Source organism: Caulobacter sp. CCNWLW153, from assembly GCF_036889365.1.
Lineage (GTDB): Bacteria > Pseudomonadota > Alphaproteobacteria > Caulobacterales > Caulobacteraceae > Caulobacter > Caulobacter radicis.
This window is the reverse complement of sequence record NZ_JBAKFV010000001.1, coordinates 631766-651686: the sequence shown is the minus strand read 5'-3', so window position 1 is coordinate 651686 and position 19921 is coordinate 631766. Positions and strand designations below refer to the sequence as shown.

Here is a 19921-nt window from a genome sequence, read left to right as displayed (position 1 = left end):
GGTCAGTCCTTGCCGAACAGGTCGTTCCACGGATCGGCCTTGCCGCTCTCGACGTCGGCGACGCTGATCTCCGGGCGATAACCGATCTTGCCGTCGGCGCTGGCCTTCCAGGCCATGGTGACCATGTCGCGCAGTTCGGCGGCGCCGGCGGCCAGGCGCTCGTCGACAAAGGCCTTGGCGCGCGGGTCGGCAGCGACCATGCCGCCCGACTTTTCCAGTTGGTACAGCGGCTCGGTCAGCTTCCAGGTGGTGGTCAGGTAGCCGACCATGCGGGTCTCGTAGCTGCAGGCGCAGTCGCGCAGCGCGGGCATCTTGGCCTTGACCTCGTCGTCCTTGGCCACGGCCTTGACCAGCGGCCCCTCGAAGGCGCCGTGGGTGCCGCGGCTCTGGGTGTAGCCGTTGGGGTTCGGATAGTCGCCCCAGCCGTTGTAGTGCACGCTCATGTGCAGCGGCTGGCTGCCGTCGCCGATGTAGTGGGCCCAGACGCCCAGGTCACGCAGCAGCAGTTCCTCGCGGCGCTTCAGGTCGGCGGCGTACCAGGCCTTCTTCTGGGCGTCGGTGGTCTGTTTCTCGGCGGCCACCAGGATCCGCCAGTAGGTGAAGTCCTTCACCAGCTGCTGGTAGCCGTCAATCATGGCGTAGGGCAGATAGCCGGCCTTCCATTCGTCCTGGCCGACGGCGCGCAGGGCCGTGGCGTAGTCGGCGCGGGTGGCCGGCAGGGTCTCGACCGTGAACTTCGGGCCGCCGAACATGCGCCCCTCGTCGTCCAGGTCGAGGAAGTGGGCAGCGTCGCGGTCGTGGTCGTGGACCTTGCCCGAGCCCTTCCAGCGATCGGGCTCGCGGGCGTACTCGCCGATGGCCGCCACCCCATAGGGGCTGCGGACGAAGGCCGGCACGTCGTCCGGCAGGGTCGAGGCGCCGAGCACGCCGATCATCCGGTGGCCAGAAGCGCCCCAGGCCAGGGCCGACTGGGCCGGCGCCGCCACGACGGCGGCCAGGACGAGAACCTTCAAAGTAGAAGACGGCGACTTCATGCGCGCTCCGAAGACTTAATCGATGGCGAGGGCCGCCTCGACGCGACCGACCCAGGCCTTCACGGCCGGATAGCGCGACAGATCGAAACCGCCCTCGTGGGCGACACGGGTGTAGGCCACCAGCGCGATGTCCGCCAGGGTCAGGCGATCGCCGACGAGGAAGCCGCTCTCGGAGAGCCCGTTTTCCAGGCGCGCAAGGGCCGCGTGGCCGCGCTCGACCAGCTTGCCATCGAGGCTTTCCACCGGCTTGCCCATGTAGGCGACCTGGAATCGGGCGACGGCCACATAGGGCTCGTGGCTGTACTGCTCCCAGAACAGCCACTCGTACATCTTGGCCTTGAGGTAGGGATCGGCCGGGATCAGCACCGAACCCTCGGCCAGGTGCAGCATGATGGCGTTCGACTGCGCCAGCGACTGGCCATCCTCGAGGATCACCGCCGGCACCTGTCCCGCAGGGTTCATGGCGAGGAACTCGGCCGTGCGAGACTCGCCCTTGAGGATGTCGACCTCGATCCATTCGAAGGGCAGGCGCAGGCGCTGGGCCGTCCATTTCACCTTCAGGCAGTTGCCCGACTTGCCGTCCCCGAAGATCCTGAGCGTCATTCCGTCGCCCTCCCCCACTTTTCAAATGGCGCGCTAAACGATTGAATTTTCACCCGAGTTCCGAGCTTCACCAGAAGTTTTCGTCCGATTCCGCCCTAATCGGGCGACTTTAAGCGGGTTGTCACGGAGCCGTGATCGGCTTAAGGAGACCGCCGAACCGACAGATACGCCGATAAGAGGACCCCCTCGATGCGACGCACGCTCGCCGGAATTTTGGCCTTCATGGCCATGTTCGCCGCACTCCCCGCCGCCGCGGGTCCCGATTCAGAACGCGCCTCCGATCCGTTGGGCGAACTGATCGCCGGGGCCCTGACCGGCTCGATCCCCGGCTCCATCGAATACAAGATGAAGGCCACCCTGTACCACGCGGGCGCCAAGGGCATTCGCGCCCTCGACAGCCTGGGCTGCAAGGTGGTGGCGATGCGGACCCTGGCCGTGGACACCAAGGTGATCCCCCGCCGCACCGTCGTCTTCATCAAGGAAACTGTCGGCCTGCCGATGCCCAACGGCGAGACCCACGACGGCTACTGGTACGCCTCCGACATCGGCGGCGCGATCAAGGGCAACAAGATCGACATGTTCAGCGGCCAGGGCGCCAGCTCGATGAAGCCGCTGGCGGGCCTGAACCTGACGCACCTTTCGGTGACCAAGGTCGGCGAGTTCAAGGGCTGCCCGCCGGAATAGGCGGCCTGAGCCCCTTTCAACGACAGATCGAGCATTGGACACGGCCGCGAAAGCGGCCGTTTCGCCGTCTGCGTGCAATGTCGGGAAGTTAACCAAGCGCGCGATGTTCGCGCTGGCCTCCCCGACCGTTCTGCACCACTCTGAATTGGTGTCGCGACTCCCTTGAAGCTTAGCTTGCAGGCGAGGAATGGTGTCCAGGCGATCTGAAAGTAGCCTTGCGTCGTCGCCTTCGGTGCTCATCGCCGACGATGACGCCCTGCTTCGCGAAATCCTCGAGCACAAGCTCAGCATGGCCGGCTACGAGGTCACGGTGTTCGAGGACGGACGCGCCGTGCTCGAGGCCGCCCGCGCCGCGCGGCCACAGGTCGTCGTGCTGGACGGCATGATGCCGATCATCGACGGTTTCGAGGTCCTGCGCAGGATGAAGGGCGACGACGCCCTGCGCGACATCCCCGTGGTCATGCTGACCGCCCTGAAGGGTCGCAACGACATCGTCACCGCCCTGAACCTTGGCGCGGCCGACTACCTGCCCAAACCCTTCGACCCCGACGAACTGCTGGCCCGCCTCTTCCGCATCGCGCCGGTGGCCGCATGATCGAGGCCGTCGCGGTCCAGGCGCCGGAGACGGCCGATCCAGCCTATGCCGCGGCCGTACAAGCCCGCCAGGCGGGTCGAACCACCGAGGCGATCGCCGCCTTCGACCTGTTGGCCAAGCAGCGCCCCAAGGATCCGGACGTCTGGCTGAACCTGGGCCTCTCGCGCATGGCCGCCCAGCGCTACGCCGAAGCCGACCGCGCCTTCGAGACCACCCTGGCGCTGGCCCCGGATTACCGCGACGCCCGCATCGCCTATGCCCGCTCGGCCCTGTTCGCCGGTCGCCCCGAACTGGCGCGCAGGCGCCTGGCGCCCCTGCTGGCGACCGTCCCGGACGACGCCGAGGCCAAGGGCCTGTCCCAGCAGATCGCCGCCACCCTGGCCATGCCGGGCGAACCGACCTGGCGGCTGGACCTGGCCTATGCGCGCAGCGAACTGACCAAGGACCTGGGCCACTGGAGCTCGGCGACGGCCGCCCTGTCGAAACGGATCGATCCGGACACCACGCTCGGCGGCTCGATCGAGCACACCGAACGCTTCGGTATTTCGGACACCTATGTCGAGGCGCTGGCCGCCCGCAGGTTCAGCCCCAGACTGGACGGCTTCGTCGCCGTGGGCGGCGCGCCGAACGCCGACTATCGCCCCGAGCTGTCGATCCGCGCCGGCGGCTCGGTCGGCCTGCTCACCGAGGGCGAACGGCGGGTCCGCCTGGGCCTGGACGCGGTCTGGTCGCGCTACGCCGTGGGCGAGGTCAAGAGCCTGCAGCCTTACCTGACCTTGGCGGTCGGCCCCGTGTCGTTGACGGCGCGCTCCATCAATACCGAGGACGAACGCGGCAAGCATCAGTCCGGCTACACGCTCAACGGCGAATGGTCGGCGACAGAGCGCCTGCGCCTGCGCCTGGGCTATGCCGACGCCCCGGAAAGCGCCGACGGCGCCACCGTGCCCGTGGAGGCCGTCTCCGGCGGGATCGCCTACGACCTGACGCCCCGCTGGACGCTGCAGGTGGTCGGAGCGCACGAGAAGCGAACGGCGTATGACCGCGACGAGTTCGGGGTCGCCGTCACCCGACGGTTCTAGATGTCTTCGCTGACGCTGATCTGGGTGGTCGCCCTTGTCCTGATCGGCGCGGCGATGGCCTGGATGACCGGCCTGATCGTCGCGCGCTTCATCAAGGAAAGCCGTTCGAACACCCGCTCGGCCGAACGGAAGCTGATCATCCAGGCGCTCTCGGGCCTGCTCCGCGGCCAGGCGGAGGCCGTCGGCGCGCTTTCCCCCTTCGTGCGACGGCCGCAAGTGCTGGCCGAAGCGATCCTGGACTTCCAGGGCCTCATCCGCGGCGCTGACCAGGAGCGGGCCATGGTGGCCCTGAGAAACCTTGGCCTGATCGAAGCCCTGGAGGAGCGCATCCTGCACGGCTCGCGTGACGAGCGCCTGACCAGCGTCGAGGCGCTGGCCGCACTGGGCGGCGAGGAGGTCAAGGCCGCGCTGCGGCGGGCCATTCGCTCCAAGGATCCGAACGTGCGCATGGCCGCGGTCAAGGGGCTGGCAGACGCCGGCGCGCCGCCGACGCCCTCGCGCCTGCTCGACTATGCGGGCAGCGGAGAGCTGGCTCCGTCGAGGATCTACGCCGAGGTGATGCGTCAGGCCGTGGCCAGCGCGCCCGCGGAGGGCCTTCAGGCTCTTGGCCGACAAGACCTGACGCCGCTGATGCGGGCCATGCTGCTGGACGCCCTCGGACGTTCCGGCGCCTACGAGGCCGTGCCCGCGCTCGCCGCGGCCGCGAGCGACCCGGATCCGGATGTCCGCACGGCCGCCGTTCGCGGCCTTGGCCGCCTGCAGCATCCGGCCGCCGCGGAAACCTTGGCGAAGGCCCTCGTCGACCAGGCCTGGCCCGTCCGTTCGGCCGCCGCCGAGGCGGTCGGCGCAGCGGGCCTGGGCCGCCTTGCGTCGATGCTCGCCCCGCTGCTCGACGATCCCGAATGGTGGGTCCGCTTTCGGGCGGGCGACGCTCTGGGCCGCCTGGGCAAGGCCGGTCGCGGACTGCTGGAAGCCGCAGCGGCCGACGACGCCCGCCCCATCGCGCAACGGGCCGCCGAACGCGCCCTGGCCGAAGGCGCCTGAGCCATGCCCGAACTGGAAACCCTCGCCCTCGCCGTCGTCCGTTTCGCCGAGACCATCGCCTGGGCCGTGATCGCCACCGGCCTGGCGCAGAACGCGCTCTATCTCTACCAGCTGCTGCTGGCCGCGCGGGCCCTCTCGCAGGCGCCGCCCGTCAACCAGGCCGCCCTGCTGTGGCGCCGCTATGCCGAGGCCGCCCCCCCGATCACCCTGATGGCGCCCGCCTACAACGAGGCCCTGACCATCGTGGAGAGCGTCAGGTCCCTGCTGGCCCTGCAATACCCGCACTTCGAGGTCGTCGTGGTCAACGACGGCTCCAAGGACGAGACGCTGCAGGTGCTGATCGACGCCTTCGAACTGCATACGGTCGAGCGCCACTACGATCTCGCCGCTCCCTGCCAGCGAATCCGCGGCCTCTATGCCGCCGCCAACCAGCCGCGCCTGCTGGTCGTCGACAAGGAGAACGGCGGCAAGGCCGACGCCCTGAACGCGGCCATAAACCTGTCGCGCTCGCCCATCGTCTGCTCCATGGACGCCGACAGCCTGCTTGAGGTCGACGCCCTGCTTCGCGCCGTCGCGCCCTTCGTCGAGGATCCCGAGCGCACGGTGGCCGTGGGCGGCACGATCCGCATCGCCAACGGCTGCAAGATCTCGTTCGGCCGAGTGGTCGAGGTCGGCGTGCCCCGCAACATGCTCGCGCGCCTGCAGACCATCGAGTACCTGCGCGCCTTCCTGATGGCCCGCCTGGCCTGGAGCCGCATCTCGACCCTGACCATCATCTCCGGCGCCTTCGGCCTCTTCCGGCGCCAGGCCGTGCTGGACGTCGGCGGCTACAGCCACGGCACCGTGGGCGAGGACATGGAGCTGGTGGTCAAGCTGCACAAGCACTACCGCCGCCTGCGCAAGCCGTATCGCGTGGCCTTCACGCCCGAGCCGGTATGCTGGACCGAGGCGCCGGAGACGATGGCCGTGCTGTCACGACAGCGCGCCCGCTGGCACCGCGGGGCGCTGGAGACCTTCTTCCGTCATCGCGACATGATCCTGAACCCGCGCTACGGTCGCATCGGCGTGGTGGGCTTCGGGCACATCCTCGTGGTCGACGTGCTGGGGCCGATCATCGAGATCTTCGGCTACGTGCTGATCCCGGCCTTCTGGCTGCTAGGCGTGCTCGACATCGAGTACCTGTGGGCCTTGCTGGCCGTGACCTTCGGCTTTGGCATCGTCATCAGCGTCGGCGCTCTGGCCCTGGAAGAGACGGAGCTGCGCCGCTTTCCCAACGCCCGCAGCCTGGCCGTGCTCATGGGCGCGGCGATCCTGGAAAACTTCGGCTATCGCCAGATCAACAACTTCTGGCGGCTGCGCGGAACGTGGCAGTTCCTGACCGGCGCGCAAGGCTGGGGCAAGATGACCCGCAAGGGGTTCTCGTCCCAGCCCTGATCCTAGATGTCGCCGCCGACGTTCGGCGCGACGCCCGGAGCGCGGGCGACGTGGATGCCGCACTCGGTCTTGTCCTGGCCCTGCCAACGACCGGCGCGCACGTCGGCGTTGGGATCGTCGACCGGCTTGGTGCACGGCCAGCAGCCCAGCGACGGGAAGCCCTGGGCCACCAGCGGGTGGGCCGGCAGGCTGTGCTCGGCGGTGTAGGCGTCGAGCTCGGCCTTGCTCCAGTTGGCCAGCGGGTTGAACTTGATCTGGCCTTCGGACTCCTCGACCACGGCCAGGCGCAGGCGATCGCCGCCATGGAAGCGCTTGCGACCGGTGCACCAAGCCGAGAAGCCTTCCAGGGCCCGGTCCAGCGGCAGCACCTTGCGGATGTGGCAGCAGGCGTCGGTGTCGGTGCGCCAGAGGTCCGAACGGGGATCGGTGACCGCCAGGTCCGCGAAGGCGGGCCGCAGGTCGCGCACGTCGGTCAGGCCCAGGGTCGCGGCCAGGCTCTTGCGATAGTCCAGCGTCTGGCCGAACAGCATGCCGGTGTCGAGGAACAGCACCGGGATGTTGGGCGACACCTGCGAGGCCAGGTGCAGCAGCACCGCCGACTCCGCGCCGAACGAACTGACCAGGGCCAGCTTGTCGCCGAAGGTCTCGTAGGCCTTGCGCAGGATGGTCAGCGGATGGGCGTCGCGCAGTTCGGCGTCCAGCCGCGCCGCCAGGGTCGGCGCGGCGTCGGTCTGGTCGTAGGCCATCAGAGCGCGCCTTCCTTGGCTTGGGCCTGCGCCCGCTCGTCGGCGGCGATCGGACGGGCGTCGACCGCGCGCTGATAGACGTGACGGAAGCGGTTGGCGGCCTTGGTCCAGGCCTCGGGCGTGGCGCCGTCATTGGGCTCGAAGGCGTCGAAACCGCAGCGGACCATGAAACCGGCCTGCTCCTGCAGCACGTCGCCCACGGCGCGGACCTCGCCCTCGTACTTGAATCGCTCGCGCAGCAGGCGGGCCGAGGTGTAGGCGCGGCCGTCGCGGTACTTCGGGAAGGCCAGGGCCACCACCGAGATGCGCGGCAGGTCGTAGGCCAGGGCTTCGACCTCCTCGGCCGGCTCGATGCGCACGCCGACGCGGCGGCTGTTGGACGACAGCAGCGCGTCGCCCTCGGCCTGGAAGCGGTTCAGCGACAGGATGACGTCGCCGGCGTCCGGGATGGCGTCCTCGTCGAGGACATTGACGAAGGTGTTTTCAGCCCATTGGGCCGCTTGCTCGCCAGTTGGGCCTGCGAGCTTAATCAGCTTGGGCATAGACCGCTTCCTTGAAGGGCTCGAGGCCGACGCGACGATAGGTGTCGAGGAAGCGTTCCTCGCCCTGGCGCGCGGCCAGATAGGTGTCGACCAGGGTGTCGATGGCGGGAGCGACCCGATCGGCCGCCAGGGCCGGGCCGAGGATCTTGCCGATCGAGGCGTCTTCCGCGCCCGAGCCGCCGAGCGAGAGCTGGTAGAATTCCTCGCCCTTCTTATCGACGCCCAGGATGCCGATGTGAGCCACATGGTGGTGACCGCAGGCGTTGATGCAGCCGCTGATCTTGATCTTCAGCTCACCGATCGTCTCGGCCCGATCCGGGTCGGCGAAGGTCTTGGCGATGTCCTGGGCGATCGGGATGGCGCGCGCATTTGCAAGAGCGCAGTAGTCCAGCCCCGGGCAGGCGATGATGTCGCTGATCAGGTCGATATTGGCCGTGGCCAGACCCGCGGCCTCCAGCGCCGCGTGCACGACGGGCAGGTCATCGAGCTTGACGTGCGGCAGCACGAGGTTCTGGGCGTGGGTCACGCGCAGGTCGTCCAGGCTGTAGCGTTCGGCCAGGTCCGCCACGACGTCCAGCTGGTCCGCGGTCGCGTCGCCCGGCGTCTGGCCGACGGCCTTCAGCGATACCTCGACGATGGCGTAGCCCGGCTTCTTGTGGGCTTTGACATTGTTTCGCGCGAAGCGGGCCAGCGAGGGGCTGGCGGCCTTGGCGGCCTCGAAGGCTTCAGAGCGGGCCGGCAAGGTCTCGAACGGGGTCTGGGCGAAGGCGCCGCGGATGCGGGCCAGCTCCTGGTCGCCCAGGTCGGCGCGCGACTGGTCGATCTTGGCCCATTCTTCCTCGACCTGGCGGCCGAATTCCTCGGCGCCCAGCGCGGCGACCAGGATCTTGATCCGGGCCTTGTAGATGTTGTCGCGGCGGCCGTGGCGGTTGTAGACGCGCAGGACGGCTTCCAGGTAGCTCAGCAGGCTGGAGGCCGGCAGGTGGTGCTTGATGGTCGGGCCGACATAGGGCGTGCGCCCCTGCCCGCCGCCGACGATGACCTCGAAGCCCAGCGAGCCGTCGCGAGCCCGGCGCAGGATCAGGCCGATGTCATGCACCTTCACCGCGGCGCGATCGGTCAGGGCGCCGGTGATGGCGATCTTGAACTTGCGCGGCAGGTACGAGAATTCCGGGTGCAGGGTCGACCACTGGCGGATCACCTCCGACCACACGCGCGGATCGTCGATCTCCTCGGCGGTGGCGCCGGCATAGGGGTCGGCCGTGGTGTTGCGGATGCAGTTGCCGCTGGTCTGGATGGCGTGCAGGTCGACCTCGGCCAGGGCGTCCAGAATGTCCGGCGCGTCCTTCAGCTTGATCCAGTTGAACTGGATGTTCTGACGCGTGGTCATGTGCCCGTAGCCCTTGTCGTAGGTACGGGCTATCCAGGCCAGGCGACGGGCCTGGCGGGAATTGAGCGAGCCGTAGGGGATGGCGACCCGCAGCATATAGGCATGGAGCTGCAGGTAGAGGCCGTTCATCAGCCGCAGCGGCTTGAACTGGTCCTCGGTCAGGTCGCCGGCCAGGCGGCGGGTGACCTGATGGCGGAACTCGTTGGAACGGTCCGTCAGGAATTCGCGGTCGATGACGTCGTATTGGTACATGCGGTCGGCCTACTTGCGGCGGATCAGGTCGACGCGGCCCGTCGAGCGGGCGGCGCCGGAAGCGTGGCGGATGGCTTCGACGACGGAGCCGCCTTGCGCCTGCTTGCCGTGGAGGAGCTCGTTGGTGGGCCCAAGCGCGCGGATGCGCTCGCGGTAGCTGACCGGGGCCAGGCCCAGGCCTTCGACGGTGACGAGATCGATCGGATAGGGATCGACGATCGCGGTCGGGGCTGCCTTGCCGGCGGCGACGGCGGCCTCGACCTGCTCGCCTTGCTCATCGTCGAACAGCTGGGCGTCGCCGAAGCCGTCCACCCACGCGCCTTCCTTCCAGAAGACGACCTCCCCGTCGATCAGGCGATTGGCGGTCACGGCTTTCATTGGCCCGAACTCACGTTTTGAACTTCAACGGCGGCGACGGTTGCGGCGTCGCCGGGAACTTTGATGTCGGCCATGGCCATGGCCTCGCCGACCATCAGCAGCGCCGGGCCCTTCAGGCCCTCGGCGGCGGTCGCGAGACCGGCCAGGGTGGTGAGGATGCGGCGCTCGTCGGAACGGCTGGCGTTTTCAACCACCAGCGCCGGCGTCGAACCGGCCCGGCCGGCGGCGGTCAAGCGCTGGGCGATGAAGCCGGCGGTCGAGACGCCCATGTAGACGACGACGGTCTGGTTCGGACGCGCCAGGGCCGTCCAGTCCAGGTCCGGTTCGCCGTGCGCCGCGTGGCCGGTGACGAAGGTGACGGCCTGGGCGCTGCCACGATGGGTCAGGGGCGCGCCGGCGCCGGCGCTGGCGGCCAGGGCCGCGGTGACGCCGGGAACCACGGCGCAGTCGATCCCCGCCTCGCGGCAGGCCGAAAGCTCCTCGCCGCCGCGACCGAACAGGAAGGGATCGCCGCCCTTCAGGCGCACGACCTCCAGCCCCTCCCGGGCCAGGGCCACCAGCAGCTGGTTGATGTCGTCCTGCGGCAGGGTGTGGCGCGACTTGCGCTTAGCCACGTCGATGCGGCGGGCCTGGGGCGCCAGATCGAGTATCTCCGCCGAGACCAGGCCGTCGTGCACCAGCACGTCAGCGGCCTGCAGGGCCTTCAGCGCCTTGATCGTCAGAAGGTCGGGGTCGCCGGGACCAGCGCCCACCAGCGTCACGCGCCCCGCCAAGGGCCGCACGCCCTCGCCGCCGCGCAGCGCGACCAGACGGGGTTCAGCCTTGCGATCCGAGGGCGACGCCATGCGCGATCCCAGGTCCTCTAAAAGCGTCCAACGGACGTGCGAAAGCGGCGCGAGCCGCCATGGCCCCGCCGCTGGATCCAAAAGAAATGCGGGACGAACCCTAGGGTCCGCCCCGCCTCTCGCTCACCGATGAAAAGGGCCAATCCATCAGCGAACGCTTGCAAACTGGTCGCGGGCAGGCCAATTCGCAAACAAGGACTTCTGCCGGGGCGTTCAGTAAAACTCATGGAACGACAGACCGAACGGCGCCGCCTTCCGCCTCTCAACGCCCTTCGGGCTTTCGAGGCCGCGGCCCGCCACCTGAACTTCAGCCGCGCCGCCGACGAACTGTCGGTGACGCCCGGCGCGGTGAGCCAGCAGATCCAGAATCTGGAGGACTATGTCGGCGCGGCCCTGTTCAAGCGCACGCCCAAGGGCCTGCTGCTGACCGACGCGGCCCAGACCGCCCTGCCCGCCCTGCGCGAGGCCTTCGATCGCCTGGCCGAAGCCGCCAGCCTGCTCACCGCCGCCGTCGACGGCCGCCGCCTGACGCTGACGGCCGCGCCGTCGTTCGCGGCCAAATGGCTGGTGCCCAGGCTTGGCAAGTTCGAGCAGGCCCAGCCCCAGGTCGACGTCTGGCTGTCGGCCGGCATGGAGGTCGTCGACTTCGCCGCCGGCGAGGTGGATCTCGCCATCCGCTACGGCTCTGGCCGGTATCCGGGACTGGAAGTCACGCGCCTGATGAACGAGACCGTCGTGCCGGTCGCAAGCCCTGAACTTCTTACCGATAACCCGCTGGAATCGCCCGAGGATCTGGCGCGCCACATCCTGCTGCACGACGGATCGCCGGACGCCGACGATTCGTGCCCGGACTGGGCCATGTGGCTGGCGGCGCGCGGCATCAAGGGCGTCGACGGCGCCCGCGGCCCGCGCTTCAACCAATCGAGCCTGGTGATCGAGGCCGCCGTCAACGGCCGGGGCATCGCCCTGGCCAAGCGCACCCTGGCCCAGGCCGACCTCGACGCCGGACGTCTGGTGATCCCGTTCGACATCGCCACCTCGGTGGACTTCGCCTACTACGTCGTCCACCCCAAGGCCAAGGGCCGCCTGCCGCAGGTCAAGGCCTTCGTGAGCTGGCTGAAGGACGAGGCCGTCGCCCACGAGGCCGCGCTGCTCACCATCGACAATGGCGCCGGCATTTAGAGACGGCATCTAGGCTGGAACGGCGCAGCCAAACCGGCTTAAAGGGGCGCATGATCAAGACGACTCTTACCGTCGACGAGCGCCTCGCCCCCGCCGACTGCCAGACGATGCTCGACGTCCGCCAGGGCGTCGACGCCCTGGACCGGGCCCTGGTGGCCCTGCTGACCGAGCGCCAGGGCTACATGGACGCCGCAGCCCGCATCAAGGCCGACCGCTCCAAGGTGTTCGACCGCGCCCGCATTGAGGACGTGGTCGACAAGGTCAAGGCCGCGGCCCGCCAGGCCGGCCTGTCCGAAGCCATCGCCGAGCCGGTCTGGCGCACCCTGATCGACCGCTGCATCGCCTACGAATACGACAGCTGGGACCGGACCAAAGGCGACGCGTGACCAAGCAAGAGATCGACAAGCTCCTGGACGACATGGCCGCCGAGGCCGCCGCCAAGGGCGACGACGACCTGCGACCAGGCCTGCTCTATCTGAACGCTCGCCTCTACGGCACGGAGATTCGCACCGAGACCGTCTCGGCCGTTCGCGGCCAGCGCTATCGCGGGATCCGGGTGTTCGTCGGCCGCGAATACGAGACCCGAATCCTCACCCGGAAGGAAACCGTCGGGCTTGAGGTCGGGGCGTTCGAGGATCTGTCGGAATCGATCCCGAACCCGGTGTAGGCCCAGGCGTAGTCGCTCCGTCCTGCCGGCCGCCCGACGGCGCCTCGACGTCGGTGCGGAACAGGCCAACGCTTCGCCAGGTGATGGACATCAGTCCAGCCCCGTCTTGCCAGGGGCCCAGTAGGCCTTGGCCAGGAGCCGCCTCGGCGCGACGCCGCGCGCCTTGAGGCCATGGCGGACCCGCTGGATGGCCGTCGCCCTTCCCGTCAACACGAAGGACGCGCCGACGCCGGCCAGCGAGGCGAGCGCATCGGTCATCGTCTCCAGGTGCGCGTCGTCGCCCCGCCTGCGAAACAGCGCCGCCCTGGAAAGCCCGAGCCGATCGGCGACCTGGGCTGCTGCGTCGAGATCGAAGACCTCGAAGGCGCAGGCGACGCTACGAGCGGGGTCCTGCATCGCCAGCGCATAGGCCAGGCCCATCGAGGTCTCGTCGCCGAAGACGGCCAAGGGGCCGAAGCCACTCTCGACATCGAGCGAGGCCCGGGGACCGAAGATATCGCATTCGACGCCAGGTACGAGCGATCGAAGCCAGTCGGCGCCGGGGCCGTCACCGTGCGCGTATCCCAGAAAGCTGGCCCGCCCCGCGGGCTCCCACGCCATCGGCGTGTAGGTGCGGGCCACGAAGGCCGAGCCCATGGCGACCTGGATCTTCTGGCCCGGCGTCCACGCGGCGCCGGCCAGTTCCTGCCCTTCCAGCGTGACCAGCGAGAAGCGGTCGGCCAGCGCCTCGCTGGAGACCACCCTGGCGCGCCGCATCAACAGTCGGACCAGGACCTGGCCCAACCGCCCCGGCGCCCTGCTCGTTTTCGTGCTGGCCAATGCGGTCACGACAATCCCTTTCCAGATGCGCGAAGCCGAAGCGATCTCGACTTCCTCCGACCGATCGATTAGCCACAGCCGGCAATGGCGTCATTCCGAAGTATCGCCAGAATACTATTCGATCCCGCCAGCCGCCTGGAGCCTGCGCCATGCCGATCCTGAGCGAGCTGCTTTCGAAAACCGACTGGATCGAGCCCGACGAGGTGCCCCGCCCGATCGTGGTGTTCGGAACGATGATGGACGAGGCCGGCGCCATCGAGCTCGACCTCCACCGACACCAGAAGGGCCAGATCATCCTGGTGCAGCGCGGAGCGCTAAGCTGCGAAGTCGAGGGCGGGCTCTGGATCGTGCCGCCCCGCAGCGCGATCTGGATCCCCGGCGACGCGCTGCACGCAATCAAGGCCAGCGGCGCGCTGGAGGGCTACAACGCCTTCATCGACCCGCGGGTCGCCGCGGGCCTGCCCGCGACCTGCTGCGCGGTATCGGTGACGCCGTTGTTGAGGGAGCTGCTCGCCCGGGCCGCGCACCTGCCCTACCTCTACGAGGAAGGCGGAGCCAATTCACGGCTGGTCTCGGTGCTGCTCGACGAGGTCGCCGCCGCGCAGGTCGAGGACCTGCACCTGCCGATGCCCGCCGACCCGCGACTACGCCGGATCGCCGACGAGATGGTGGCCGCTCCCGCCGAGCGGCGAAGCCTCGCCGCCTGGGCCAGGCGCGCCGGCATGAGCGAGCGGACGCTGATGCGGCTGATCGACCGCGAGACAGGCATGAGCTTCGGGCGCTGGCGCCAACAGTTGGGCGTCGTGCTGGCCGTCAAATGGCTGGCCGGCGGCGCGTCGATCCAGAAGGTCGCCGCGGACCTCGGCTACGAAAGCGCGCCCAGCTTCGTGACGATGTTCCGCAAGGCGCTGGGCGCCTCGCCCGGCCGCTACATGGCCGAACGCCATCCTGGGCGGGTCCTGGGCTAGCCCTTCAATGACCTCAGCGCCTGCTCGTGGACATAGGCGGCGATATCCAGCAGCACCTGGTCGAGCGCCGTCTTCACCTCGTCGAGACTGGCCGCGCCATCCTCGGCGCGCTGGCAGACCTCGCCGAGCGCGACGGCTCCGATTCCTCGCGCGGCGCCCTTCACCGTATGGACCGCGTCGCGCCAGCCGGGATGCTCGGGCGTGAGCAGCGGGGTCCACAGCGCGGCCTGCTCGCGAAACAGCGCCAACACCTCTTCGATCACCGCCTGGTCGCCCATCGCGAACCCTTCCAGGTAGGCGAAATCCACGGCTCCGCTGATATCTCGCCTGGCCATCGAAAAAGTCCTTGCGCTCTCAAATTCATTGCGTATGTTCCGCGCCTCGCCGCCGGGACGCTTCAGCGCTTCGGAATCGCGAATGGGTGTATAGCTCAGTTGGTAGAGCAGCTGACTCTTAATCAGCGGGTCCAAGGTTCGAATCCTTGTACACCCACCATTCTCCTCAATACTTGATCCGCTAAGAACTTCCCCTCGCGGGGAGGCGCTTTGGCGTATCTGCGTTTCGTCCGGGTGCGACGAATATATCCACACCTTCTTGTCTAAATTGGATTGCGCTCCCCGCGTCTTGGGGTATGTATCGCGCCTCGCCGTCGGGGACGCGAAAGCGACTTCGAAACGCGAACGGGTGTATAGCTCAGTTGGTAGAGCAGCTGACTCTTAATCAGCGGGTCCAAGGTTCGAATCCTTGTACACCCACCATTCTCTCTTCAAGTTGTTGATCTGAAGTCGGATGGCCGCGAAAGCGGCCGGCGCCAAGGCTTCGCGCAATCGCGCCAGATCTCAATCGACGATTGTCCGACTGTCGGGCGCCGTCATGCGCGGCCGCTTGCGGTGGAGTTTCACGCCTAGCGTCGCTGATCCTTCGCAATGGATCCGCGCCATGACCGCCGCCAAACCGCCCTCGCCTCACCGCCTGCCCCTGCTCGTCCACGCCGGCTATGGCGCGGGCCAGATCGCCGGCCAGGTGTTCCGCGACGCCCCCTCGCTGCTGCTGCTGTTCTTCATGACCAATGCACTGGGCGTGGAGCCGGCGCTTGCCGGGGCGGCGATCTTCTTTCCCAAGCTGTTCTGGGGCCTGATCTCGGACCTGACGGTCGGCCTGGTCTCCGACCGCTGGAAGGCGAAGATCCCGCGCCGCCTGTGGCTGCTGGCCGGGGCCATCCTTGCGCCCCTGGCGCTGATTCTGCTGTTCCATGTGCCGGAAGGCTCGCCGACAGCCAGCGCCGCCTATGTGGCCGGGGCCTTCAGCCTCTACATGATCGTGTTCGGGGCGTTCTCGGTGCCCTATCTGGCGATCGGCACGGAACTGTCGGACGATCCCAAGGAGCGGACGGTGGTCATGGCCTGGCGGATGGGCTTCTCGGCCATCGGCCTGCTGGTCGGCAACGCGCTGGCGCCGGTGCTGGTGCAGACCTGGGGCGGTGGACGTCCGGCCTATTCGCAGATGTCGCTGGTGCTGGCCGGCGTCTGCGCGGTCAGCCTGCTGATCGCCTTCCTGGCCTCGCCGCGCCCCGTGGTGCAGGCAGTGACCCAACCGGCGCTGCGGCTGAAGGCGATTCTCAGCGCCCTGACCGACAAGGCCTTCCGCCCCCTGCTGGGCGCCTACCTGCTGCAGCTGGTCGGCTCGGGCCTCGGCTACGCGGCGATGATCTACTTCCTCAGCTACAACATGGGCCGCAAGGACGCCCTGACCCAGATCGGCCTGATCGTGCTGGCGATGAGCGCCGTGGTGATCGCCGCCCAGCCGCTCTGGATCAAGCTGTCGGCCGCCTTCGGCCGCAAGCGGATCTACATCGCCGCCGCCCTGGGTCATGCGCTCGTCCAGGCCCTGTGGGGCGTGATGGCCGGCGCGCCGCTCGGCGCGATCTACGGTGTCGTGGTGCTGTTCGCCCTGTTCAACTCGGGTTGGAGCCTGATGGGCTACAGCCTGCTGTCGGACGTCATCGCCCAGGACGAGGCCGAGCATGGCGAAAGCCGGGCCGGCGTGTTCTCGGCGCTGTGGACCGGGGCCGACAAGATCGGCTTCGCCCTGGGCGGTACGCTGCTGACGGGCCTCGTGCTTTCGGCCTTCGGCTTCTCCAGCGCCCTGGCGGTGACCGGCGCCGCCCAGCCGGGCTCGGCGCTCGTCGGCGTGGCCGTGGCCTTCGCCTACGCCCCGGCGGCGTTCAACCTGGCGGCGGCGGCGCTGTATGCGAAGTTCGGGAAGGCTTGAGGGCTCGCGCAAAGCAAAGGGGCCGACGCGTTGCGCCGGCCCCCAGGTCCCGGATAACCGCTGCGCGGCTTCCGGGATGACGAAACGGGTGACTACCCGCCCACCTTCACCAGCGTCTTGCCGGTGTTGGCGCCCTTCATCAGGCGCTCGAACTGGGCCGGCGCCGACTCGAGACCCTCGCCCAGGTCCTCGACCTGCACGAGGCGGCCTTCCTTCAGCCACGGCTCGGCGGTCTTCACCCACTCGTTCCAGCGCGGATAGAAGTCGTAGACCACCAGGCCCATGACGGCGGCGCGCTTGCCGACGATGGGGCCAAGGCCGAACTGCGGCGGCGGGCCGTCGGCGTGGTAGTGAGCCGACAGGCCGCAGATCACCACGCGGCCATAGGTCTTCAGCAGGCCGAACACCGGGTTGAGGATCGGCAGGCCGACGTTCTCGAAGTGGACGGTCGGGCCGCCGTCGGTCAGGCCCTTCAGTTCATCGACCCAGCCCTCGTTGCGGTAGTCGACGGCGGCGTCGAAGCCATAGCGCTCGACCACCTGGGCCACCTTATCGGCGCCGCCGGCGATGCCGACCGCCTTGGCGCCGAGGATCCTGGCGATCTGGCCCGCCGTGCCGCCGACGCTGCCGGCGGCCGCGTCGACCGTGAAGACGTCGCCCGCGCCGACCTTGGCCAGCTGGGTCACGCCCGCCCAGGCGGTCAGGCCCGGCATGCCCAGAACGCCGAGATGGTTGGAGACGCCCAGCGACGGATCGACCTTGCGGGCGAACTTGGCGTCCATCAGGCCCACCTGCGCCCAGCCGGCCTCGCCGATCACGTGATCGCCGGGCGCGAAATCCGGATGACCCGAGGCGATGACTTCGGCGACGGCCGAGCCCGGCAGGGTCTCGCCAGGGGCCGGGCGTGGCTCGCCCATGTGCCGGCCGCGCAGCCGCGAGCCGAGATAGGGATCGAGGGACAGATAGAGGACCCGCACCAGCAGCTGGCCGGCGGGAGCCGTTGTCGGCGCGGCGCGCTCGACCACCTCGAAATCGGCGGCGACGGGCACGTCCTCGATCACACGCTTGAGGACGACTTCCAGGGTTTTGGTCATGATCGATACGCTCCGGCGCCCCGGATTCGGGGCTCTTGGCCGACCCTAGCGACGCGGATGGGGGCCAAGCCCCCGCTACGTCGCGGACATCCGCCTGCCGGAGGAATGGCGCGCCTAGTGCGGCTCCTCGCCGCCGGAGACGTTGAGGCTCTCGGCGGTGATGTACCTGGCCTCGTCCGAGCACAGGAAGGCCACGGCGTCGGCGGTGTCTTCTGGCTTGCCGGGCCGGCCCAGCGGGATGCGGGCGGCCATGGCGGCCAGATAGGCCTCGACCGAGGCCGCGCCGGTGACCTTGGCGAAGTACTCGTTCTGCCAGGCGCCCAGGCCCGTGGTCACGTGGTTGGGGCAAACGTTGTTGACGGTGATCTGGTGCGCGCCCAGCTCGATGGCGGCCGAGCGGGTCAGGCCGACCAGGCCGTGCTTGGAGGCGGTGTAGGCCTGGGCGTGCGGAAAGCCCGACTTGGCCGCCTGGCTGGCGATGTTGACGATGCGGCCGCCCTTGCCCTGCGGGATCATCACCTCGGCCGCGGCCTTCAAACCGTAGAAGCAGCCTGTCAGGTTGACGTCGATGACCGCCGACCAGTCCTCGGGGCGGACCTCCATCAGCGGCTTCATGATGTAGCCGATGCCGGCGTTGTTGACCCAGATGTCGAGCGAGCCGTGGGCTTCCACGGCATGGTCGGCCAGCGCCCGGACCTCGTCCCAGCGACGCACGTCGCAGGGTCGGATGCTGGCCGACCCGCCGTACTGGCGCAGATCGGCGGCGATCGCCTCCATCTCCTCGGTCCCGCCGATCATGCCGGCAGGCGTAGAAGGATCGACGGAACGACCGATGTCGGAGACGACTACCGCCGCTCCCTCCTGCGCCAGGCGTCGAGCGATGGCCTCCCCCAGGCCTCCGCGCCGACCGGACCCGGTGACGACCGCCGTCTTGCCTTCAAACCGTCCCGCCATGCTCAACCCACCTTCTCGGTGACGATGAAGGTGGTGTCGGCCAGGGCCTGGAACTCGGCGGCGATCGCCTGCATCGTTTCCGTCGCGACGTCGGCCCCGAAGGCGTCCATGTCGGCGACGTCGATGATCTCCACGTACTGATAGGGCGGCGCGGCGTCGGTCCCGAGCAGGGCGGCCGAGCGGAAGACCTCGAACTTGTCGATCGACTTCAGGCCGTTGACCGTCGGCAGGTCGCGTTCCTTGGCCCAGGCTTCGTAGTCGGCGACCGAGACGCCGGGCTTCAGGTTGAACAGGGCGACAATCCGCGTGACGGCCATCGGGCGCTCCCTCCGTTGCGGCTCCCATGCCGCCGTGAAGATTTGGAGGCCGCACGCTGGAGCGCCGCACCGAAAGGCGCGAGCGCCGCGAGCGAAGTGACCGCCCAACGGAGAAAGCCCCATGCCCGCCGCCCCCAAAAATCCCAGGGCTGACTTCCGCTGGCCGGACGGCTCGCGCCTGGCGCTGTCGATCGTCGTCAATGTCGAGGAAGGCGCCGAGCACAACATCCGCGACGGCGACAAGGGTCCCGAGCCGGTAGACGAACTGGGCGCGGTTCCCAAGAAGCCGATGCGGATGCACGGCAGCGAGAGCAACTATCTGTACGGCATCAAGGCCGGCGCGCCGCGCATCCTGCGGATCCTCGACCAGCACGGGATCGAGGCCACCTGGACGGCGGCTGCGCTCGCCCTGGAGCGCGCCCCTGAACTCGCCGCCGCCATCCGCGCCCGCGGCGACGAGGTGGCCGCCCACGGCTATCGCTGGACCCACCAGTTCTGGATGGACGAGGCCAAGGAGCGCGAGTTCATCACCAAGGCCGCCGAATCGATCGAGCGGACGATCGGAACCCGTCCCTCAGGCTGGCTGTCGCGCTACCTGCACACCGACAACACCCGCCGCCTGATCGCCGAGGCGGGGTTCAGCTATCACATGGACGACTATTCCGACGACTTCCCCTTTTGGGACCGCGTCGAGACTGCCGATGGCGCCAGCAAGCCGATGGTCATCCTGCCCTACGCCATGGACTCCAACGACATGAAGTTCTGGCTGGCCCCGTCGCTGACCGCCAAGGACTGGCTGGACTACGCCGTGGCCACCTTCGACGAACTGCACGCCGAGAGCCAGGAGGTCGGCGCGCGGATGATGAGCCTGGGCCTGCACCTGCGGATCATCGGCCGCCCGGGCCGCATCGGCGCCTTCCGCAAGTTCCTCGACCACGTGACCGCCCAGGACGGCGTTTGGATCGCCTGTCGGAGAAAAATCGCCCAGGCGTTCGCTGAGGCCGTGCCGATAGGCGATTGACG

The 19921-nt window shown here is 68.7% G+C and carries 23 protein-coding genes and 2 tRNA genes; 13 read left to right on the top strand and 12 right to left on the bottom strand.

The window, feature by feature from the left end:
• Positions 1 to 2: 2 nt before the first annotated feature.
• Together V6S85_RS02990 and V6S85_RS02985 are read right to left on the bottom strand one after the other, a co-directional pair.
• Positions 3 to 1034 carry a S1/P1 Nuclease gene (locus tag V6S85_RS02990; protein WP_116566898.1) on the bottom strand — a complete coding sequence of 344 codons (1032 nt, stop codon included), beginning with the start codon at positions 1032 to 1034 and terminating at the stop codon, positions 3 to 5.
• A 15-nt stretch (positions 1035 to 1049) separates the two neighbouring features.
• A complete protein-coding gene (locus V6S85_RS02985) occupies positions 1050 to 1637 on the bottom strand; it encodes a glutathione S-transferase family protein (protein WP_334347998.1) in 588 nt (195 codons plus the stop codon).
• Between the two features lie 189 nt (positions 1638 to 1826).
• On the opposite strand from V6S85_RS02985, the gene V6S85_RS02980 reads away from it, so the two are divergent.
• The 5 genes from V6S85_RS02980 to V6S85_RS02960 all read left to right on the top strand — a co-directional run bounded on the left by V6S85_RS02980 (position 1827) and on the right by V6S85_RS02960 (position 6473).
• A complete protein-coding gene (locus tag V6S85_RS02980; RefSeq protein ID WP_101717798.1) occupies positions 1827 to 2321 on the top strand; it encodes a 3D domain-containing protein in 495 nt (164 codons plus the stop codon).
• 232 nt (positions 2322 to 2553) lie between these two features.
• On the top strand, positions 2554 to 2916 hold the full coding sequence (locus V6S85_RS02975; RefSeq protein WP_207780734.1) for a response regulator transcription factor: 363 nt from the start codon (positions 2554 to 2556) through the stop codon (positions 2914 to 2916).
• Positions 2913 to 3995: a YaiO family outer membrane beta-barrel protein gene (locus tag V6S85_RS02970; RefSeq protein ID WP_334347997.1), complete on the top strand. Its 1083-nt coding sequence runs from the start codon at positions 2913 to 2915 to the stop codon at positions 3993 to 3995. Before V6S85_RS02975 ends, V6S85_RS02970 begins: the two co-directional genes overlap by 4 nt.
• Entirely contained in the window at positions 3996 to 5039 is a 1044-nt protein-coding gene (locus tag V6S85_RS02965) for a HEAT repeat domain-containing protein (protein ID WP_334347996.1), read from the top strand.
• A gap of 3 nt (positions 5040 to 5042) precedes the next feature.
• On the top strand, positions 5043 to 6473 hold the full coding sequence (locus tag V6S85_RS02960; protein WP_334347995.1) for a glycosyltransferase family 2 protein: 1431 nt from the start codon (positions 5043 to 5045) through the stop codon (positions 6471 to 6473).
• Positions 6474 to 6475: 2 nt separating this feature from the next.
• On the opposite strand, the gene V6S85_RS02955 is transcribed toward V6S85_RS02960, so the two are convergent.
• Genes V6S85_RS02955 through cobA form a run of 5 tightly spaced genes read right to left on the bottom strand, consistent with a single transcriptional unit; the run spans position 6476 to position 10626 of the window.
• Positions 6476 to 7219, bottom strand: coding sequence for a phosphoadenylyl-sulfate reductase (locus V6S85_RS02955; RefSeq protein WP_116566885.1), 744 nt, complete (start codon positions 7217 to 7219; stop codon positions 6476 to 6478).
• Entirely contained in the window at positions 7219 to 7761 is a 543-nt protein-coding gene (locus V6S85_RS02950; RefSeq protein ID WP_116566883.1) for a DUF934 domain-containing protein, read from the bottom strand. Before V6S85_RS02950 ends, V6S85_RS02955 begins: the two co-directional genes overlap by 1 nt.
• A complete protein-coding gene (locus V6S85_RS02945; protein ID WP_116566881.1) occupies positions 7745 to 9403 on the bottom strand; it encodes a nitrite/sulfite reductase in 1659 nt (552 codons plus the stop codon). The genes V6S85_RS02950 and V6S85_RS02945 overlap by 17 nt, the downstream gene beginning before the upstream one ends.
• A gap of 9 nt (positions 9404 to 9412) precedes the next feature.
• Positions 9413 to 9781, bottom strand: a complete 369-nt coding sequence (locus V6S85_RS02940; RefSeq protein WP_334347994.1) for a DUF2849 domain-containing protein — start codon at positions 9779 to 9781, stop codon at positions 9413 to 9415.
• Positions 9778 to 10626 (bottom strand): uroporphyrinogen-III C-methyltransferase, encoded by an 849-nt coding sequence (cobA, locus tag V6S85_RS02935; RefSeq protein WP_334347993.1) that lies wholly within the window; start codon positions 10624 to 10626, stop codon positions 9778 to 9780. Before cobA ends, V6S85_RS02940 begins: the two co-directional genes overlap by 4 nt.
• A gap of 225 nt (positions 10627 to 10851) precedes the next feature.
• Here cobA and gcvA point away from each other — a divergent pair, with 225 nt between their 5' ends.
• From gcvA to V6S85_RS02920, 3 genes are read left to right on the top strand one after another with little or no spacing between them, the layout of a single operon-like run.
• A complete protein-coding gene (gene gcvA / locus V6S85_RS02930; RefSeq protein ID WP_101717786.1) occupies positions 10852 to 11808 on the top strand; it encodes a transcriptional regulator GcvA in 957 nt (318 codons plus the stop codon).
• A gap of 50 nt (positions 11809 to 11858) precedes the next feature.
• Positions 11859 to 12194 (top strand): chorismate mutase, encoded by a 336-nt coding sequence (locus V6S85_RS02925; protein ID WP_116566875.1) that lies wholly within the window; start codon positions 11859 to 11861, stop codon positions 12192 to 12194.
• Positions 12191 to 12475, top strand: a complete 285-nt coding sequence (locus V6S85_RS02920) for a hypothetical protein (protein ID WP_116491456.1) — start codon at positions 12191 to 12193, stop codon at positions 12473 to 12475. The genes V6S85_RS02925 and V6S85_RS02920 overlap by 4 nt, the downstream gene beginning before the upstream one ends.
• A gap of 90 nt (positions 12476 to 12565) precedes the next feature.
• Here V6S85_RS02920 and V6S85_RS02915 read toward each other — a convergent pair whose 3' ends face one another.
• Positions 12566 to 13303, bottom strand: coding sequence for a siderophore-interacting protein (locus V6S85_RS02915; protein WP_334347992.1), 738 nt, complete (start codon positions 13301 to 13303; stop codon positions 12566 to 12568).
• A 140-nt stretch (positions 13304 to 13443) separates the two neighbouring features.
• On the opposite strand from V6S85_RS02915, the gene V6S85_RS02910 reads away from it, so the two are divergent.
• A complete protein-coding gene (locus tag V6S85_RS02910; protein WP_334347991.1) occupies positions 13444 to 14262 on the top strand; it encodes an AraC family transcriptional regulator in 819 nt (272 codons plus the stop codon).
• On the opposite strand, the gene V6S85_RS02905 is transcribed toward V6S85_RS02910, so the two are convergent.
• Positions 14259 to 14597 (bottom strand): Hpt domain-containing protein, encoded by a 339-nt coding sequence (locus V6S85_RS02905; RefSeq protein ID WP_116566868.1) that lies wholly within the window; start codon positions 14595 to 14597, stop codon positions 14259 to 14261. The genes V6S85_RS02910 and V6S85_RS02905 overlap by 4 nt on opposite strands.
• A gap of 84 nt (positions 14598 to 14681) precedes the next feature.
• Here V6S85_RS02905 and V6S85_RS02900 point away from each other — a divergent pair.
• The 3 genes from V6S85_RS02900 (at position 14682) to V6S85_RS02890 (ending at position 16533) form a co-directional block, all read left to right on the top strand.
• Positions 14682 to 14757 (top strand) — tRNA-Lys (locus tag V6S85_RS02900).
• A gap of 187 nt (positions 14758 to 14944) precedes the next feature.
• A tRNA-Lys gene (locus tag V6S85_RS02895) sits at positions 14945 to 15020 on the top strand.
• Between the two features lie 181 nt (positions 15021 to 15201).
• Positions 15202 to 16533 carry an MFS transporter gene (locus V6S85_RS02890; RefSeq protein ID WP_334347990.1) on the top strand — a complete coding sequence of 444 codons (1332 nt, stop codon included), beginning with the start codon at positions 15202 to 15204 and terminating at the stop codon, positions 16531 to 16533.
• Positions 16534 to 16625: 92 nt separating this feature from the next.
• Here the strand turns inward: V6S85_RS02890 and V6S85_RS02885 are convergent, their stop codons facing one another.
• From V6S85_RS02885 to V6S85_RS02875, 3 genes are all read right to left on the bottom strand, one after another.
• Complete coding sequence (locus V6S85_RS02885; protein WP_116566864.1) at positions 16626 to 17627, bottom strand: MDR family NADP-dependent oxidoreductase; 1002 nt, start codon at positions 17625 to 17627, stop codon at positions 16626 to 16628.
• A 114-nt stretch (positions 17628 to 17741) separates the two neighbouring features.
• Positions 17742 to 18581: an SDR family NAD(P)-dependent oxidoreductase gene (locus V6S85_RS02880; RefSeq protein ID WP_334347989.1), complete on the bottom strand. Its 840-nt coding sequence runs from the start codon at positions 18579 to 18581 to the stop codon at positions 17742 to 17744.
• A 2-nt stretch (positions 18582 to 18583) separates the two neighbouring features.
• Positions 18584 to 18898 (bottom strand): REDY-like protein HapK, encoded by a 315-nt coding sequence (locus V6S85_RS02875; RefSeq protein WP_101717773.1) that lies wholly within the window; start codon positions 18896 to 18898, stop codon positions 18584 to 18586.
• A 121-nt stretch (positions 18899 to 19019) separates the two neighbouring features.
• Between V6S85_RS02875 and V6S85_RS02870 the strand changes: the two genes are divergently transcribed.
• Positions 19020 to 19919: a polysaccharide deacetylase family protein gene (locus V6S85_RS02870; RefSeq protein ID WP_116566858.1), complete on the top strand. Its 900-nt coding sequence runs from the start codon at positions 19020 to 19022 to the stop codon at positions 19917 to 19919.
• Positions 19920 to 19921: the final 2 nt, after the last annotated feature.

Coding starts and splice junctions, on each gene's coding strand:
- gcvA (WP_101717786.1), top strand. CDS start 10,852: ATGGAACGACAGACCGAACGGCGCCGCCTTCCGCCTCTCAACGCCCTT.
- V6S85_RS02945 (WP_116566881.1), bottom strand. CDS start 9,403: ATGTACCAATACGACGTCATCGACCGCGAATTCCTGACGGACCGTTCC.
- V6S85_RS02925 (WP_116566875.1), top strand. CDS start 11,859: ATGATCAAGACGACTCTTACCGTCGACGAGCGCCTCGCCCCCGCCGAC.
- V6S85_RS02990 (WP_116566898.1), bottom strand. CDS start 1,034: ATGAAGTCGCCGTCTTCTACTTTGAAGGTTCTCGTCCTGGCCGCCGTC.
- V6S85_RS02910 (WP_334347991.1), top strand. CDS start 13,444: ATGCCGATCCTGAGCGAGCTGCTTTCGAAAACCGACTGGATCGAGCCC.
- V6S85_RS02960 (WP_334347995.1), top strand. CDS start 5,043: ATGCCCGAACTGGAAACCCTCGCCCTCGCCGTCGTCCGTTTCGCCGAG.
- V6S85_RS02885 (WP_116566864.1), bottom strand. CDS start 17,627: ATGACCAAAACCCTGGAAGTCGTCCTCAAGCGTGTGATCGAGGACGTG.
- V6S85_RS02950 (WP_116566883.1), bottom strand. CDS start 7,761: ATGCCCAAGCTGATTAAGCTCGCAGGCCCAACTGGCGAGCAAGCGGCC.
- V6S85_RS02905 (WP_116566868.1), bottom strand. CDS start 14,597: ATGGCCAGGCGAGATATCAGCGGAGCCGTGGATTTCGCCTACCTGGAA.
- V6S85_RS02875 (WP_101717773.1), bottom strand. CDS start 18,898: ATGGCCGTCACGCGGATTGTCGCCCTGTTCAACCTGAAGCCCGGCGTC.
- V6S85_RS02965 (WP_334347996.1), top strand. CDS start 3,996: ATGTCTTCGCTGACGCTGATCTGGGTGGTCGCCCTTGTCCTGATCGGC.
- cobA (WP_334347993.1), bottom strand. CDS start 10,626: ATGGCGTCGCCCTCGGATCGCAAGGCTGAACCCCGTCTGGTCGCGCTG.
- V6S85_RS02890 (WP_334347990.1), top strand. CDS start 15,202: ATGACCGCCGCCAAACCGCCCTCGCCTCACCGCCTGCCCCTGCTCGTC.
- V6S85_RS02870 (WP_116566858.1), top strand. CDS start 19,020: ATGCCCGCCGCCCCCAAAAATCCCAGGGCTGACTTCCGCTGGCCGGAC.
- V6S85_RS02970 (WP_334347997.1), top strand. CDS start 2,913: ATGATCGAGGCCGTCGCGGTCCAGGCGCCGGAGACGGCCGATCCAGCC.
- V6S85_RS02980 (WP_101717798.1), top strand. CDS start 1,827: ATGCGACGCACGCTCGCCGGAATTTTGGCCTTCATGGCCATGTTCGCC.
- V6S85_RS02985 (WP_334347998.1), bottom strand. CDS start 1,637: ATGACGCTCAGGATCTTCGGGGACGGCAAGTCGGGCAACTGCCTGAAG.
- V6S85_RS02940 (WP_334347994.1), bottom strand. CDS start 9,781: ATGAAAGCCGTGACCGCCAATCGCCTGATCGACGGGGAGGTCGTCTTC.
- V6S85_RS02955 (WP_116566885.1), bottom strand. CDS start 7,219: ATGGCCTACGACCAGACCGACGCCGCGCCGACCCTGGCGGCGCGGCTG.
- V6S85_RS02880 (WP_334347989.1), bottom strand. CDS start 18,581: ATGGCGGGACGGTTTGAAGGCAAGACGGCGGTCGTCACCGGGTCCGGT.